Below are 17,450 nucleotides of genomic sequence, written 5' to 3' on the forward strand. Positions count from 1 at the left end.
CCGTTGATTTATAGCCACTTCAAAGGCAATTATGCTAGTATAAGTTACTCGTTGGGAATGAGAATATTTACATTTATCGGAAATCGCCTCTTTGTAGAACAACGCCTAGAGGGTGTGGAGAAGTCAATGCAAATACCTCATTAATACTTCTCGCAAAATGTTTGGTTGCCACCATTCGCTCTAAAAGAAGAAGCAGCCATTTTTAAAATATAAACAACAATGAGTTCAATTGATTACATCGTTATTGTAGTATTTTCATTGGTAATCGTAATGGCCGGTTTGGCTTTTCGTAAGCGAGGGGGCGACATGAAATCTTATTTCGCCGCAGGTGGTGCCGTACCTTGGCCCATAAACGGTTTGTCTCTCTTTATGAGTTTTTTCTCTGCTGGTACTTTTGTAGTGTGGGGCTCTATCGCGTATGAATTAGGTTGGGTAACAATTACAATTCAAGTAGGAATGTGTGTCGGTGGTTTTCTCGTAGCCTATTTTATTGCTCCAGCATGGTGGAAAACCAACAGCCTTACGGCCGCCGAGTTTGTAAGAAATAGATTGGGTGCAAAACCTCAGCAGGTTTACACATATTTAATTCTTATAGTTTCACTAGGTAATACAGGTGCATTTTTATACCCTGTTGCAAAAATTGTTAATGTATCAACAGGGTTTCCTATTAACGCTTGTATCATTGCACTTGGTGCTTTAATACTTTTATATACCGTAGTTGGTGGTCTATGGGCCGTTATTGTTACAGATGTATTACAATTTGTTATTCTTACCGCTGTTGTATTTGTTGTTGTTTATTTATCACTTGACTCTGTGGGAGGAATTACTGAGTTTGTAACTAAAGCGCCTGAAAACTTTTTTGATTGGACAAGTGGCGAATATACTTGGGGGTTTGTTATTGCCTTTGCTATTACAAATACCGTATTCATTGGTGGAAATTGGGCTTACGTCCAAAGGTTTACCAGTGTGAAAGATGCCAAGTCTGCAAGAAAAGTTGGTCTGACATTTAGTTGGTTGTATTTAATAAGCCCATTTATATGGATGTTGCCCCCAATGATTTATCGTGTATTAAATCCCTCACTAGGCGGTTTGGAAAATGAGGGAGCTTACCTGTTAATTAGTAAAGAAGTGCTACCGTTAGGTATGTTAGGCCTTATGTTAGGGGCTATGATTTTTGCTACAGCTAGTTCTGTAAATACCACCTTAAATCTTGCGGCGTCTGTAATAACGAATGACCTTTTTAAAGTAATTAAGCCAAAGGCCTCGATTAAAGCAACTATGAGAGTGGCAAAATTATCAACATTGTTTTTTGGGGTCGCAACCATAATTGTAGCTCTTTTAGTCCCTGCTGCAGGTGGAATTGTAAATGTTGTTATAAGTATTGGGGCCTTAACGGCCGCATCGTTATACGCCCCTCCGATTTGGGCATTGTTTTCGAAAAGGCTTTCAGGAAAATCTATTCTTCAAGTAACTATTATCAGCTTGGTCATTAACCTTGCAGTCAAACTTTTTGCGACCGAATTATTTGGTGCATCGCTATCTACATCCAATGAAATGATATTAGGCACAGGGCTTCCTTTTGCACTATTACTTATTTATGAAATAGCTGCTGCATTTAGAAATACTACGAGCCAAGACTATTTAAATTACCTAGAGCTAAAGGTATCCGATGATATTGCAGAAGAAGGTTCAAGATCACAAAATACATTTGGATTCAAAGTACTCGCTATAACCCTATTTGTAGTCGGTGTTTTAATACTTATCCTCAGCCTTTTGGCCGACGAATCTAGAGGGATTATTCTTGTTGTTGGGGGAATAATAATACTAATATCGAGTTTTATCCATCCTAAACTTGGACAGAAAATGACATTGAAAAATAATTAATATGAAAATCGAAGAAACAAAATTCCACTTTTTAATATTTATATAAAAGAATGATTATAGAAGGTTTTGAAAAGTCGATACGAGAGAATAAACTGCTATTGTTAAGGACTGAATTAGTAGTTGTTGGTGGTGGTTTAGCAGGAGTTTGCACGGCTGTGGTTGCTGCCAGAGAAGGCGTTCAAGTAATTCTAGTTCAAGATAGGCCGGTACTTGGGGGCAACGCATCAAGCGAAGTCAGGCTTTGGGCTTTAGGCGCTACCTCATCAATGGGCAACAACAACAGATGGGCAAGAGAGGGTGGTTTGATCAATGAAATCTTGTTGGATAATCTTAAACGAAATAAAGACGGAAACCCGCTTCTTTTTGATACTATTCTTTTGGAAAAAGTGTACGAAGAAAAGAACATTACCCTATTATTGAATACCGCTGTTTACGAGGTGCAAAAATCAAACGACAAAACAATTAAAAGCGTAAAGGCCTTTTGTAGTCAAAACGCAACGACTTATCAATTGGAAGCTCCATTTTTCTGCGATTCCTCAGGTGATGGTATTGTAGCATTTCAAGCTGGTGCTTCATTTAGAATGGGAGCCGAAACACCCGAGGAATTCGACGAAGGTTTCGCTCCAAATGTCGAAGACTATGGCAACCTACTGGGACATTCCTTATATTTTTACACTAAAGACCTTTGCAAACCGGTTGAGTATATAGCGCCTTCATTTGCTATCAATAATGCTGCAGAATTGCCGCGTATTCGCAATTACAGATTAAATGAACATGGTTGTAATCTGTGGTGGGTTGAATACGGTGGAAGGCTTGACACCATCCATCAGTCTGAAGAAATCAAGTTTGAATTATGGAAAGTAGTTTACGGCATTTGGGATTATGTAAAAAACAGCGGGAAATATCCAGAATCTGAAAACCTGACCTTGGAATGGGTAGGAACCATTCCCGGTAAAAGAGAAAGTAGAAGGTTTGAGGGCGATTATATGCTTGTTCAAAAAGATATTGTAGATCAAAAAGACTATTATGACCGAGTAGCTTTTGGGGGCTGGGCGATGGATTTACATCCTGCAGATGGTATTTATAGTGAACACAATTCTTGTACGCAATGGCACACCAAAGGGGTCTATTCAATACCATACCGCTGCTACTACAGCAAAGACATTGACAATCTTTTTTTAGCCGGCAGAATAATTAGCGCTTCACATGTTGCATTTGGCTCTTCACGGGTCATGTTGACCTGTTCACATGGTGGACAAGCAGTTGGTAAGGCAGTCGCACTATGCCTAAAAAATAAATGGACGCCGAGAACACTAGCAGAAGAAGATAAAATCGGGATGCTACAATTGGCTCTGAACAGAGAAGGTCAGAGCATTCCGAGATTGAACCTCGAAGATACTAGTGATTTAATTCAAAGTGCCACTATTTCATCTACTTCAGAATTAAAAATTGGTGAAATAAAATCGTGTGGGGAATGGAAGAAACTAAAATTCAATATGGCTCAGATTCTTCCTCTGGCAGCAAATAACACCTACATTTTCAAGGTGAAATTACAGGCTTCAGAAGAGACATCAATTACCTTAATATTGAAAAGGAGTTCTAAGAAAACCCACTTTACACCAGATATCGATTTAGAATCGAAAACATTTCAGTTAAAAAAAGGCATACAAGAAATTACATTTTCCAGTGACAAGAACATTGATGAGAACTTTTATGCCTATGTATGTTTTATGCAGAATGAAGCAGTTGATATTATGCTGTCGGACGAGCGTTTTATAGGAGTCATGACGGTTCTACAAAAGGAAACCCCTGCAGTTTCAAACTATGGAAAACAAGAGCCCCCGGAAAATATAGGAATTGATGCTTTTGATTTTTGGACACCCGAAAAAATGCCCGGCGGCAAGAATATTGCTATGACTATCGAGCCGCCAGTTGAGAATTTTTCTTCCCAAAATATTTTGAATAACAATGTAAGACCCACCGCTGACGGATATTCAAATGTTTGGCAGGCCGAATTGAATGATAAAAATTCAGAGCTTAAAATAAGCTGGTGGGAGAAACAAAAAATAAGCATGCTTCGTTTATTTTTTGATTGTGATTTTGACAATGCGCTTCCATCCGTATTTGTTACACATCCAAATGCTGAAATTCCGTTTACGGTCAAAAAATATAAAATCTATGACGACAAAAAGAACATGATTTATGAAAAGTCGGACAATTATCAAGCCATTAATACAGTAGTATTTGATGAACCCATAAATACCAATGAGCTAACTATTATTTTGGCCAAAAAAGACGAGAATATTCCCGTCGGTCTCTATAAAATTTCAGCATATTCCGAAAATTATCTTTGAACGTTTCCTCTTAAGGGCAAAAGTCGCACAAAACGAATGTATTTTGAGACTCCCACCATAAAGTCAACAGCGCAGACTGAACTACAAAAATCTACATCCTACCATGGCCAGTTGCAACTGGTGGCCACGCATGTGACCCAAAACCTACCCCAACCAACCTTCTCGATCTAAGCTCCGATACTGAATCGCTTCAGCAATGTGGTTTCCATTAACTTCTGTTGCGTCTTCTAAATCGGCTATCGTGCGGGCGACCTTTAAGATACGGTCGTAAGCCCGTGCCGAAAGATTCAAACGTTCCATGGCATTTTTGAGCAGTTCCTTTGAGGCATCGTCCAACCTACAGAATTCTCGAATCTGTTTGGTATTCATCTGGGCATTGTAATGTACATTGTCCAATTCCTCAAAACGCCGGGTCTGTATTTCCCGCGCTGCCGTGACCCGTTTTCGGATTTCCACACTACCCTCCCCTTTGCAATCTTCCGACAACTTTTCGAAGGGAACAGGTGTCACTTCAATATGGATATCGATACGGTCCAGAAGCGGCCCCGAAATCTTACCCAGATAGCGTTGCATCTCAGCCGGGGAAGAGGTTACGGGAGCGTCCGGGTCATTAAAATAGCCTCCGGGGCTCGGATTCATGCTGGCGACCAACATAAAACTACTGGGATAAGTTACCGTAAACTTGGCCCGAGAGATGGTTACTTCCCGATCTTCCAGAGGTTGCCGCAACACCTCCAAAACCCCTCTTTTAAACTCGGGCAATTCGTCCAGGAACAATACGCCATTGTGTGATAACGATATTTCTCCAGGCTGTGGATAGGCCCCACCGCCGACCAAGGCTACATCTGTGATAGTGTCTAATGTGGGGGGCTTAAAATAATTTATAATATATACCTGGGTTAAAGGTTTGAGTACTTCAATAAGTCGGACCTTTGTTACTCAATAATCAATCGACCTTCTAGAGTTTGATCCGTAAAATTTACTTTGTAAAAATAAATTCCTGAAGATTGATCACTAACATCCAAAATATAACTTTTGTCGAACATAATTCTATCTATGACTAACCTTCCACTAAGGTCAAAGACTTTTATACTCAGTGGAATGTCTTTAAATTCGAATTGAACCTGTTCACTTGTAGGGTTCGGATATACTCGAATTAATTCTTGTTCTTCTTTATGGGTATTAGGTTCCATTCTAGCCATTAAATTAGCCGTTCCATCGGGGAAATAAGAAAAATCAGTTAGCCAAGGATACCCTAAGGAATGATTGATTCGAGTGAAACTACTAGTGCCACTAGAATGCCATACATTACTTCGAATACTACCTAAAGCACCGGAGTAATCATAAAAAGCAGAAATATCATACTTTCCATCGTTGTTGAAATCTCCCGAAACTACTCTTCCCGTAATGTTTTGAACATTATAGCCATTTGTATTTTCTTTCCACCAACCATTACTACCTTGATAAGTTATGTGAGTACCTGAAGATAACCAAGTATGAATTCTTGCATTACTGTTTGCATAATCATAAAATGTAGCAATATCGTCGATTCCGTTACCATCAAAATCTCCAGATACGACACGACCCGTTATCATATTTGCATTGTAACCGGATACATTCCACCAAGTTTCCTTCTCGAAAAAATCTATTTTGTCAAACGTCCAAACATTTAGTAAAGTACTATTGTTGCCATTGTCATAAAAAGCGGCAATGTCATCCGAATAGCCATCATTATCAAAATCTCCAGAAACTAAACGGTCGGTTATTGCCGATGCAGAATAGTTCGACCCAGTCCATTGTGTCGTACTTCCCATATAATCAAATCCATCAACGCCATTTGAACGCCAAACATGAATTCTAGTAAGATTATTTCCATAATCATAGAAAGTGGCAATATCATCTTCCCAACCATCTTCATCAAAGTCACCAGAAACCACTCTGCCAGTAACTTTATCAGCATGATACCACGTTCGATATCCCCACCAAACTTCAGCTGCAGGGAACTTAGAACCATCGGATATCCAAGCTAAAATACCAGTGCCCGTAGTTCCTTTATGTATTGCGGCAATATCATCTTTGTACCCATCATGGTCAAAATCACCGACAACTACCCTTTTGGTTATCGTCGAAGGTGTCAATGACGTTCCATGCCACCAACCGTTGGAAGATGAATACTCAAAGGCTTTATGACCATTTTTAGATTGCCAAACATGAATTTTGGTTTGACCTCCTAAATCATAAAATGCAGCAACATCGTCGACCGAGCCATCTTCATCGAAATCACCAGTGACTATTCGATCTGTAATTTTATCTGCGGTATAGCCTAACCAATAAGGGTCGCTGGGATACAAATTGGTGTAATGTTTGTTACTAGATTTGGTATTGTTAAATTGAAGAAGTGCATCATTAATAGACACGCCGAAATTATGTTCCAAATCGTTAACGTAGTTATTTGCACACAAGTTTCCAGTAATAGAGTTCGGAGCGCCATTATCTACATTTGGCTTAGAGTTCAATTCAAGGGAAAGATATAATCCTGTTGTAAAATTGGTATAATTACCATTTGTTTTGGTAATCATATTTGCAGAAATATAATTATTTTTATAATCTCCGTGATTCGCAAAAATGCCTATGCCCGGAGCATAATTTATATTATTAAAGGTAATTGTATTATTATGGGCACCTTGTGAAACATATATAGCATGATGATAACTCGCAAAGGAATTATCGGAATTCACCTTGATGTTGTAAAAAAGATTGTGTTTAATGGTATTGTCGGAGGAAGTTTCAGAATTTTGCCCTATGTAATTTTGGTTAATACCTATCCAAATAACTCCTGATTTTACTGCTGCGACACCATTTCCATCCCCATGAAAAGAACAAAAGGATATTTCATTATTATCCCCGTTATCAATTAAAATTGCTCCGCTTGCCACCTTATTAAAATCTATATTTTTAATTTTTAAGTAATTCGCTTTCTCTATATATAACATGTGGCCTGAATCTCCATTTCTTGTAAGTGTAGATCTACTGGAGTTCCCATATGATGTTAAGGTTATTTGACAAGATGAAGTACCTGATATATCCCACACTAGTTGATTAGTACCATTAGAAATTTTAACATCGCCTCCATTATTCATGAGATATACATTTATTGGGGTAATAGCCTGATTATTGGAATTAGAAAGGTTATTTTTTATATAATAATAGGCGTTTTCCAATGTTCCAGCTGGGTTGTTAATGGTAGGTAAACTAGTGCCAGTATTAATGCCGTTATTGGAAACGTAGATGTTCGTTTGTGCGGTAAGTGAGCATGTGGCAATACCAAAAAAAAGGATAAATAGTGACGATTTCATAAACGAGTTTTTAGAAGCTTAAAAACATAAAAGTAAGTATTTACTTTCGTTAGTCATATGTTTAATTACCCAAAAATTAAACAAATTTTTGCCTTTGATTTTGGTATTGAAAAATGCTCATCATCATAGAAGAACAAACTTAAAGAGAGGGTGATAATCCGATTTTGTTGATGAATTCCGGCCTTAAATTTGATAGATTGGATTAAAGAAATCCTCTAAAACGAAACTTTATTGAGACCCTCAACATCAAGTAGACAACTATCTAATTAGATTGAATTTCGTCTAATTTCAACTTTGAAAAATCCTTTAATTAATAATAATTGTCCTCATAATTATAAAACATCAGAAATGGTATGATAGGGTGACGGAAAAGGACGTTGGTTCATCACCCCCCGCTACCACGAGTTTGCAACTGGCGGTTACACAAGTAGAAAATAGTTTCACCCCAACCACCCTTCACGATCCAAACTCCTGTATTGAATAGCCTCACCAATATGATTGCCATTGACTTCTTTTGCATCTTCTAAATCAGCAATAGTCCGAGCGACCTTTAAAATTCGGTCATAAGCCCTTGCCGAAAGGTTCAGGCGTTCCATCGCATTCTTTAACAGTTCTTTCGAGGCATCATCCAGTTTACAAAATTCTCGAATTTGTTTGGTGTTCATTTGGGCATTATAATGCACATTGTCCAATTCAGAAAATCGTTGGGTCTGGATTTCCCGTGCTGCCATGACCCGTTTCCGGATTTCCACACTACCCTCCCCTTTTCGATCCTCGGACAGTTTTTCAAAAGGAACGGGCGTCACTTCAATATGGATATCAATACGGTCCAGCAACGGCCCTGAAATCTTACCCAAATACCGTTGCATCTCAGCCGGGGAAGAAGTTACGGGAGCATCCGGGTCGTTAAAATAGCCTCCTGGACTTGGGTTCATGCTGGCGACCAACATAAAACTACTGGGATAAGTTACCGTAAACTTGGCCCGAGAGATGGTTACTTCCCGATCTTCCAGAGGTTGCCGCAACACCTCCAAAACCCCTCTTTTAAACTCGGGCAATTCGTCCAGGAACAACACGCCATTGTGCGATAACGATATTTCTCCAGGCTGTGGATAGGCCCCACCGCCGACCAAGGCTACATCCGAAATGGTGTGGTGGGGACTCCGGAAAGGACGTTGGCTCATAAGCCCCATATTCTTAATCTTGCCCACCACACTATGGATTTTGGTGGTCTCCAAGGCCTCGTGTAGGGTCATAGGCGGAAGAATGGAAGGCAAACGTTTGGCCAGCATGGTCTTACCGGCACCCGGCGGACCGATTAATATAATGTTATGACCTCCAGCCGCTGCAATTTCCATACAGCGCTTTATACTTTCCTGACCTTTGACATCCGAAAAATCAAATTCGGGAAAATCGAGGTTTTTATAAAACTCCTCCCGGGTATCCACAATTACCTGTTCTAAGGGTTCCCCTGTGTCAAAAAAATCAATGACCGCTTTGATATTATCCACCCCATAGACCTTTAGATCGGATACTATAGCTGCTTCCTTTGCATTTTCCTTGGGTAGGATAAATCCGGTAAACCCTTCTTCCCGGGCCTTTATGGCAATGGGAAGAGCGCCTTTTATAGGTTGAAGGCTGCCATCCAAAGACAGTTCGCCCATGATGATATACTTCTCCAAGTTGTCGGACTGAATCTGCCCGGATGCGGTCAATATGCCAACAGCCAGCGTAAGATCGTAGGCCGAGCCCTCTTTTCGTAAGTCGGCCGGAGCCATATTGATGGTAATCTTTTTGCCCGGAATCTTGTAGCCGTTATTGAGCAAGGCAGCTGCGATTCGGTAATTGCTTTCCTTAATGGCATTGTCCGGAAGGCCTACCAAGTGATACCCCACTCCCCTATCTACATTAACTTCCACTGTTATGGTCGTGGCCTCAACCCCAAAAACGGCACTCCCATAAACCTTTGTAAGCATATATGTTAATCTTGTGTAGGCTTAAATGTAAGTAAAGATTTTGAAGTTGCTTCTATTTCTTCCCTATTCATCATCATTTTTCGGAATTCGCCATTGACGTACATTTGGGCCTGATCCTCGTAATAGGGACTAAATGGATTCCCGGACTGACCGGTAGGTAGGATACTGATGCTATTCTCTATATCGGAAAAATCGATTATCCTACGAGTGGAAGGTCCGGTACTTACATTGTAAAGTCCGGTGTCATCAAAGTCGAAATACATATTGTTTATGACCTCCCTTGTGCCGTTTACCGGAAAAGGGCCCACATTGAAGAAAGAACGAAAAACTGCTAGCTGACCGATGGGGTGACCATGTTCTACTGTATGTACCTTATTCCAGGTCCAATTGTTCCTATCGCTACCAAAGTCTTTTTCCAAGGATTCCAATGCCTGTGCGAAGGATTTTTGTACGATTTCCCTTTTTGTCTCTACTACCTCGGGTGTTCCGATGTCATCCCACCAGATCGAATTTGATTTTGCTGCCATGGGGGCAATCAATCTTTTGTGGAAATGGGTCTCTAAAACTTGTGCGAATAATTCCTCCCCTAACTCATCGGCAAATGTATTTTTAAGGAAATGATAGATCCATCTGGTAAAAACAGTGGCCTCAACACTTTTCAAGGGATAGTCGCCTTGCCAGTCCACCAATGCGTCCAACTCCTTAGTTTGCAAGTTATTTAGCTGTTTTAAATCCAAAGATTTCACCAAATCATCTACAACCTCGGGATGTACCGGGGATGTGACATCGGTAATCATTTCGACGACTGCTTCCCTGTCCCAATCATCTTTTTGTTCCAACAATTGGACAATTCTCCGAGCACGATTCTCGGGTAGGTAATATCCAGGGTACAACATCCCAGCAATGGAATCCGGCTGATTATTGGCCGAGTACACATAGTTCCATGGCGGATTTATTGCTTGTGGGTTTTGCGAAAAATCCAAATATTCCCTTTCCAGCGGCAGCCCGGCAAGGGGTTCATAAATCAATTTGGTCTGAAGGCCGTCCGGAATTTGGTACAACTTGGCGGTAGCCCACCAAGCCACATTCCCTTTTGCATCGCCATACATCATATTGAGACCGGGCGCATGGATATTGTTTAGGGCAGACTGAAACTCCTGAATATTGGAGGCGTGTATCATATCATAAAGCGCATGCATTACTTTATTCTCTTCTTTTGTGTAAATCCAATACATGCTTATGGGGCGTTCACCGGTTACTTGGTCAGCTATTCCGTTGAGTATTGGGCCATGGACCGTTTTTTTAAAATGAAAGGAAACATCAGCAGAATCCTTCACTTTTATGGTTTTGGAAACCATTTCATAATCGGACCATCCATCGAGCGTTTTGTATTTTGAGCTATCGGAGGGATGTGGTTCCTCAAAATAAAAATCCACATCATCATTTTCGAACATGGTCATCCCATAGGCCAACTGACGGTTATGCCCCAGTATCGGGAAGGGAATGCCGGCCATATGATACCCATACTTTTCGTAAGTAGGGGTTATCACATGGGCCTCATACCATACGGCAGGTTGAGAGAAACCGATATGGGGATCGTTGGCAAAAATGACTTTCCCATTCTTGGTCTTTGTGGGTGAAATTACCCAGCTGTTGCTGCCTTCAAAAAACGGAAGCGCTATTTGTCCCAGAGCATCCGAAACCATAGCAGCAATGGTATTTTGCACAGAATCATTAGGAAATCCTTTGTGATTTTTAATCCAAATACTACTGGTATCCACGTTAATTTCCAAATCTTTGAGGTATTCCGGACCTAGCTGGTTTTTTATATTGGTCAATAAGGGATCTGTCTTGTGCGCCATGGCAAAGCTAAAAGCCATATACCCAACTGTATTATAAATGTCCCTCAATGTAAAAGGTTCTTTTTTAAGCCCGGTAAGATAAAACTCCAAGGGTGTGGGTCCGCTTAAAACAAATTGGTTTACGCCTTCCAAATAAGCTTGGGCAAGCTGAACCATTTCATGATCCATATCAAGCGAAGCCACAGTTTCCAAAGAGGCATCATCAATTCCCAGGGACAAAAAAAATTGATCGGTTGTTACCAAATCCCTTCCAAAGATTTCCGAAAGACCTCCCCTGCCTACCCTTCGTAATAATTCCATTTGCCATAATCGGTCTTGAGCATGTACATAACCCATTACTTTGAAGGCATCCTTTTTGGTTTTGCCGTAGATATGTGGAATGCCATAGGTATCGAAGTATACGTTTACTTCTTCAGAAAGACCAGAAAGTTGCTGCTCTCCTTCGTAGGTAGGGGTAAGTGAATTAATGAATATCCCTCCGCATAAAATGAAAATACCCAGGATTGCCAAAAGAATCCATCCGAGTATTTTAAATTTTCCCATCTGTACCATTTTTACAGTTAAGATAGGGGTATTACTAACAATAAAAAACACCTTTGGAGGTGCATTTTGTTGTATCCATCAAAAGCTAGAATGATTTTAGAGCTGTGGAACTTTGGCAATAGCTCCCCTTGTTTGTTCAAAATTTCTCAACCCTTGCTGTAGCCAATTACGATAGGTATCCTTATCGGTATATTGTACTGCCGAATTGAGCACTTCCAAATCCGAAGTCATAAGTACGTAATATGGCTGGGAGGCAGCGTTGAAGTTTATTGTCTGAAACGTTCCCCATTTCTGACCTATGGTCTTAATGGATTTCACCCGACCTGAATCGAATTTAAAATTGAACTGTTCCGATACCGGAAGCTCCTTACGATCATCTACGTACAAGGAAATAAGAACGTAGTCCTCCTTTAATACCGAATAAATATTTGGTTCGCTCCATACCTTTTCTTCCATCCTACGGCAGTTTACACAGGCCCAACCCGTAAAATCCAATAGTATAGGCTTATTGACCCGTTTGGCATGGGAAAGACCTTCCTCAAAATCCTTAAAACAATCAATGCCCAAGGGACAATCGCTCTCGATGGACTTTACACTATAAAAATCCGGAGGTGGAAAACCACTAAGCAATTTTAAACTGGAGGCATTAAACAAGCCTAAAATAAGATACAAGGAAAATCCCACGCTTACCACTCCTGTGCCTATTCGTATAGGCGATAATTTCTGCCTCGGTCCGTCATGGGGAAAGCGAAAAATTCCAAAAAGATAAAGCGTTAAGAGCAGGAACAATACAATCCAAATGCTCAAGAAAATCTCTCTTTTAAAGATTCCCCAATTCCCTACCAAATCGGCATTGGAAAGGAATTTAAAGGCTAGGGCCAACTCCAAAAAGCCCAATACCACTTTCACCGTGGTCATCCATCCCCCGGATTTGGGCAACGAATGCAGCCATGCCGGAAAAAGGGCAAAAAGGGCAAAGGGCAAGGCCAGGGCCATTCCAAAGCCCAACATTCCCGCTGATAGATTGGTGGCCACATCCCCTTCGGCCAAAGTGGTACTTCCCAGTAACCCACCTAAAATGGGGCCTGTACAGGAAAAAGAGACAATAGCCAAAGTAACCGCCATAAAGAAAATACCCAATCCACCACCCACCTTGTTGGAAGCGGAATCCATGGCATTGGCCCATGAACTTGGTAAGGTAAGTTCATAATAACCAAAAAATGAAAAGGCGAAGAACACAAATACCAAAAAGAGAAAGAGGTTGAGCCAAATATTGGTGGCTATGGTATTCAATATTTGCGAATCGATGGAATCAAAAAGATGAAAAGGTACGCTCAACAAAAAGTAAATCAATATGATAAAAAAACCATACAATAATGCATTGACCACTCCTTTGGATTTCTTTTGCGACTGTTTTGTAAAAAATGAGACCGTAAGCGGTATCATGGGAAAAACGCAAGGGGTCAATAGCGCAATTAGTCCACCCAAGAAACCGAGACCAAAAATAGTCCATATGCCGGATTCGGATTCCGAAGTTCCAATCTCGACATCTCGCAAAAGCTCTTTGTTCTTTAAATTCAATCTTAGCGAAGCACTCAAGGCCTCACTTTTTTCGTCAATCACCTTATCTTCAGTAATGATGGCACCTCCATCCAAAGAAAACGAAAAGTTCTCTTCAGCAGGAATACAAACTTCCTTGCAGACTTGATACCAGAGGTTTACATCAACTTGCCGAACATCGGGATTTAACAATCGAATTCTTTGGGTAAATACAACTTTCTCCTTAAAAAAGGTTTCATCGACCTCAAAAATATCGCTGTACTCAGTAATTGTTTTACTTTCCTTGGTCTTCCCCAGAAGTTCATACGCTATACCAGACCCTTCATATTTGAATTCGCTGGGGAATGCTCCCCCTTCAGCCGTATGTTGGGAATACACATGCCAGCCCTCATGGATTTTTCCCGTAAAAACAAGTTCATATTCGGTATCCGAGATTTTGTTGGCTTTATGGGACCAAAGCACGGGATTTTCGTCATCCTGTGCAAAGGACAATAAACCGTTAAAAACCAATACTATAAAAAGTACTATGTTTTTCATGTATTCAATTCGAATTTTACAATCTCACAGGTATTATCCACAACCTTAAAACGTTCGTCAGCTCTTTTTCCTACCACCCAGACAATAGCGTCACCAGAACATAGCAACCACTGTTTTTCTTTGGAAATACTATCCATTTTCTCATCCTTAAAGAATTTGGAGACTTTTTTTTTGCCCTTCATTCCCAAAGGATAAAAATAGTCGCCTTTTTGCCATTTCCTTAAGGTCAGTGGATACTTTAACGTTTCCTTGGCCACATATAGTACATTCTTTGAGGTTTCCTTAACATGCAATACTTGGCTTATCCTTAAGTGGATCGGGGTATGGATTTCCCCTACATCATTAGAAATGTAATAATCCTTTGTATTCTCTTCCTTGATTTCAGCCAACAAAAGAAAATCCCGGTCCTTTACCATTCTATGCGTCTTAGAGCGCACTTCTTTTCCACTCATGGCCGTAAGCAAAGATTTTACATCGTTCCATTCCGTAAAACCATATCCTTTGAAGAGGGCAAACAAATGGGCATCCAAAGGCTCCAATTTTAATACGGAGGCCACACTAATCCGTATTATCCCATCTTCACGCTGAAAAACAGTCTTCCTGATTTGATCTATATATAACACGGCCAATTTGGAGGTCCCCGTAATATACTGTTGGGTGTTTTTGAAGTTTTCCAAAAAAGTTGGATGGAGCTCTTTTAGTTTAGGTACAATTTCATGCCGGATTTTATTCCGTAAATATTTGGTGTCCGAATTGCTATTATCTTCACGCCATGCCAAGTTTTCAACTTTAGCATACTCTAGAATTTGGGATCTGGTAAAAGGCAATAAAGGTCGTGCCACTGTATCCGTCTTTTCGGGGATACCGGTAAGACCATCAATTCCCGTACCTCTGGAAAGGTTGATCATAAAGGTTTCCAAATTATCATCCGCTTGATGGGCCGTCATCAAAATTTCAATATGGTTTTCCTGCATTACCTCAGCAAACCATTGATACCGAAGTTCACGTGCAGCTAATTGAACCGATACTTTATTTTTAGCAATATAATCCATTGTTTCAAAACGTGTTGAAAAAAAAGATTTAGATAATTCAAAAGCCAAATCCTTTACAAATATTTCATCGATATCACTTTCCTCACCCCTTAGCTGAAAATTGCAGTGGCCTATGGCAAAATCCAATTCGGTATGGTGACAGAGATGGGCCAATACGATACTATCCACTCCCCCGCTACAGGCCAGAAGAAATGGTTTCCCTACCAACTCAGGAAATTTTCTTTTGATATGTTTCTTGAATTTTGCTAACACAAAACAAAGGTAGCGGAAAAGTTTATAGTTGAGATTTATCGGAAACAAAGACAATTGTTCCCCTTTGCCAAATCTTTTTGCACGGCTTGGTCTAATCCTCTAATACTTCCCGCATGGCTTTGGCCTTAACAAGACACTCCTCATATTCTTTTTCAGGATTCGCCATGGCCGTAATGGCACTGCCTACGGAAAAAGACACATATTGCTTCGAAGCATTGTACAAAATACTACGTATGACTACATTAAAATCAAAATCTCCTTCCGGCGTAAAATAACCCACCGCACCGCTGTAGAGACCTCTTTTAAAGGACTCCAGCTCCTCTATAATTTTCATGGCCGAAATTTTAGGCGCCCCGGTCATACTACCCATCGGAAAGGTTTCCTTAATGATTTCCACCGCATTTTTAATAGATTCCACCCTTGCTGTTATTGTTGAAATCATTTGATGTACTTGACTAAAAGTGTATACTTTACCAAGTTCTTCTACGGTAACACTGCTTTTTTTTGCACTCTTGGACATGTCGTTCCGGACCAAGTCTACGATCATGATATTTTCGGCGCGTTCTTTTTTATCATGAACCAAGGAAACTCTTAGGTTTTCATCTTCGGTTATGTCATCAGAGCGCCTCGCAGTACCTTTAATTGGTTGGGAAATAATTTTGGTTCCCAACTTTTTAAGATAGCGCTCCGGAGAAGCCGAGAGCAAATACTTGTCTTTCAGGTTTAGATATACCGAAAAGGGAGCGTTGGAAATATAGTTTAGCTTTTGATAGGTACGCAAGGGGTCAATTTGTGTGTCCGTTGCATAGAACTCCTGGCAAAAATTGGCTTCATAGATATCACCTCTATGAATATGGCCCAACATCTTTTCCACTCTACTAAAATACTCATCTTTGAAAATGCGCATGCGTATACGGATATTCTCGGTAGTTTGGATAGGCTCCCTATTTGCAAAGTCCCAATCGGATATCGCACTAAAATCTTGCTCAATTTCATCATCCAACATATTCAGGTAGATGAAGTCCGCAATACCTTCATTTAATCGGATAATTTTCTTGGGCTGAAAAAAAAACAATTCCGGAAAATCCAATCCGTCCGGATTATCGGAACTTAGTTGTTCCACATCATTTTTAAGGTCGTAGGCCAGATATCCAAACAGCCAATCCTTTGTTTGGGATTGGTATTCCTGCAGCTCTTGAAATGCATTGTTAAAATCGCTTTGGATACAAGTAAAGGCATCAACCGCGAGGATTGCATCGAAAGATCCATACGCATCAGGATGATCATTACCTTCCAGCCAAACGGCCTCCCTAAACTGCTGAGACCAGTGCAACAGGGAGTTTTTAAATTTTTGGGTGTTGGATATCGCGTAGGAAACCTTTTTTCTCAAGCTTTAATTTTGGATAAGAATTCCGCTATTTTCTCTTGGTGTAATTTTGCAACTCCTTCGTTTACAATGCCTTTGCTTTTGTCAAAATTATCTTTAAAATTGGGCAGGGAAAAGGTCAAAACTTCAGAAGCACCAAACCTGACCAAGGTTTTTTCTGCAATCTCCAAGGCTCCCAGACCTCCCCTTTTACCTCCCGAAGTAGACATGAGCAATACAACCTTGTCCAGCAAAAACTTGCGCTCCAAACGAGACAGCCAATCAAGCAAGTTCTTAAAATAAGCGGACATATTACCATTATGCTCATTTACGGAGATAATAAGTCCGTCCGCTTTGCTGATATCGTTCTTCAGTTCCACCAGGGAATTGGAAAACCCCTTCTCCCTTTCATGGTCAATGCTATACATTGGAAAAGGAAAATACGCCATATTCAATAATTGAACGGCCTGATCGCCCACAACAGAGGCCGTATATTTTACCAATTGAAAGTTAATGGAAGTTGAAGAATTGCTTCCCGCAAATGCCAATATTGTAGCCATTTAAGCGTTTTAATCGTTATTTGGCGAAAATAGGGCAAATGCAATTGAATTGCGAGTATTTTACCTAATTTTGCGTCGCAAAACATCCAAACCCACTGTTGCACAAGTATATAGACTTAGGTATTGGGGGTTCAATGTGCTCAAAGGA

At 40.3% G+C, this 17,450-nt stretch carries 9 protein-coding genes and 1 pseudogene; 2 read left to right on the forward strand and 8 right to left on the reverse strand.

Going from position 1 to position 17,450, the window contains the following annotated elements; all coding sequences use genetic code 11:
- Positions 1-219: 219 nt before the first annotated feature.
- Both D7Z94_RS10320 and D7Z94_RS10325 read left to right on the forward strand, forming a co-directional pair.
- Positions 220-1,884, forward strand: a complete 1,665-nt coding sequence (locus tag D7Z94_RS10320) for a sodium:solute symporter family protein (protein ID WP_120711480.1) — start codon at positions 220-222, stop codon at positions 1,882-1,884.
- A gap of 50 nt (positions 1,885-1,934) precedes the next feature.
- A complete protein-coding gene (locus tag D7Z94_RS10325) occupies positions 1,935-4,238 on the forward strand; it encodes an FAD-dependent oxidoreductase (protein WP_120711481.1) in 2,304 nt (767 codons plus the stop codon).
- Positions 4,239-4,382: 144 nt separating this feature from the next.
- Here D7Z94_RS10325 and D7Z94_RS10330 read toward each other — a convergent pair.
- From D7Z94_RS10330 to D7Z94_RS10365, 8 genes and pseudogenes are all read right to left on the reverse strand, one after another.
- Positions 4,383-5,126: pseudogene (locus D7Z94_RS10330) on the reverse strand (YifB family Mg chelatase-like AAA ATPase); the annotation flags it as partial.
- 47 nt (positions 5,127-5,173) lie between these two features.
- Complete coding sequence (locus tag D7Z94_RS10335; RefSeq protein ID WP_120711482.1) at positions 5,174-7,594, reverse strand: T9SS type A sorting domain-containing protein; 2,421 nt, start codon at positions 7,592-7,594, stop codon at positions 5,174-5,176.
- A gap of 440 nt (positions 7,595-8,034) precedes the next feature.
- The gene (locus D7Z94_RS10340; RefSeq protein ID WP_120711483.1) at positions 8,035-9,570 is read right to left on the reverse strand and encodes a YifB family Mg chelatase-like AAA ATPase; all 1,536 of its coding nucleotides are present in this window, start codon (positions 9,568-9,570) and stop codon (positions 8,035-8,037) included.
- Between the two features lie 5 nt (positions 9,571-9,575).
- Positions 9,576-11,975 (reverse strand): penicillin acylase family protein, encoded by a 2,400-nt coding sequence (locus tag D7Z94_RS10345; protein WP_120712014.1) that lies wholly within the window; start codon positions 11,973-11,975, stop codon positions 9,576-9,578.
- 96 nt (positions 11,976-12,071) lie between these two features.
- Positions 12,072-14,072 carry a protein-disulfide reductase DsbD family protein gene (locus tag D7Z94_RS10350; RefSeq protein WP_120711484.1) on the reverse strand — a complete coding sequence of 667 codons (2,001 nt, stop codon included), beginning with the start codon at positions 14,070-14,072 and terminating at the stop codon, positions 12,072-12,074.
- A complete protein-coding gene (gene tilS, locus D7Z94_RS10355; RefSeq protein WP_120711485.1) occupies positions 14,069-15,376 on the reverse strand; it encodes a tRNA lysidine(34) synthetase TilS in 1,308 nt (435 codons plus the stop codon). Before tilS ends, D7Z94_RS10350 begins: the two co-directional genes overlap by 4 nt.
- A 91-nt stretch (positions 15,377-15,467) precedes the next feature.
- The gene (locus D7Z94_RS10360; protein ID WP_120711486.1) at positions 15,468-16,766 is read right to left on the reverse strand and encodes an anthranilate synthase component I family protein; all 1,299 of its coding nucleotides are present in this window, start codon (positions 16,764-16,766) and stop codon (positions 15,468-15,470) included.
- Positions 16,763-17,302, reverse strand: coding sequence for an NADPH-dependent FMN reductase (locus D7Z94_RS10365; protein WP_120711487.1), 540 nt, complete (start codon positions 17,300-17,302; stop codon positions 16,763-16,765). The genes D7Z94_RS10360 and D7Z94_RS10365 overlap by 4 nt, the downstream gene beginning before the upstream one ends.
- Between the last annotated feature and the right edge of the window lie 148 nt (positions 17,303-17,450).

This window comes from Ulvibacterium marinum, assembly GCF_003626755.1.
In the GTDB taxonomy this organism is placed as follows: Bacteria; Bacteroidota; Bacteroidia; order Flavobacteriales; family Flavobacteriaceae; genus Ulvibacterium; species Ulvibacterium marinum.

Bases quoted from the DNA above. Each gene is read 5' to 3' on its own strand.
- D7Z94_RS10320 (WP_120711480.1), top strand. From the start codon at position 220: ATGAGTTCAATTGATTACATCGTTATTGTAGTATTTTCATTGGTAATC.
- D7Z94_RS10325 (WP_120711481.1), top strand. From the start codon at position 1,935: ATGATTATAGAAGGTTTTGAAAAGTCGATACGAGAGAATAAACTGCTA.
- D7Z94_RS10335 (WP_120711482.1), bottom strand. From the start codon at position 7,594: ATGAAATCGTCACTATTTATCCTTTTTTTTGGTATTGCCACATGCTCA.
- D7Z94_RS10340 (WP_120711483.1), bottom strand. From the start codon at position 9,570: ATGCTTACAAAGGTTTATGGGAGTGCCGTTTTTGGGGTTGAGGCCACG.
- D7Z94_RS10345 (WP_120712014.1), bottom strand. From the start codon at position 11,975: ATGGGAAAATTTAAAATACTCGGATGGATTCTTTTGGCAATCCTGGGT.
- D7Z94_RS10350 (WP_120711484.1), bottom strand. From the start codon at position 14,072: ATGAAAAACATAGTACTTTTTATAGTATTGGTTTTTAACGGTTTATTG.
- D7Z94_RS10365 (WP_120711487.1), bottom strand. From the start codon at position 17,302: ATGGCTACAATATTGGCATTTGCGGGAAGCAATTCTTCAACTTCCATT.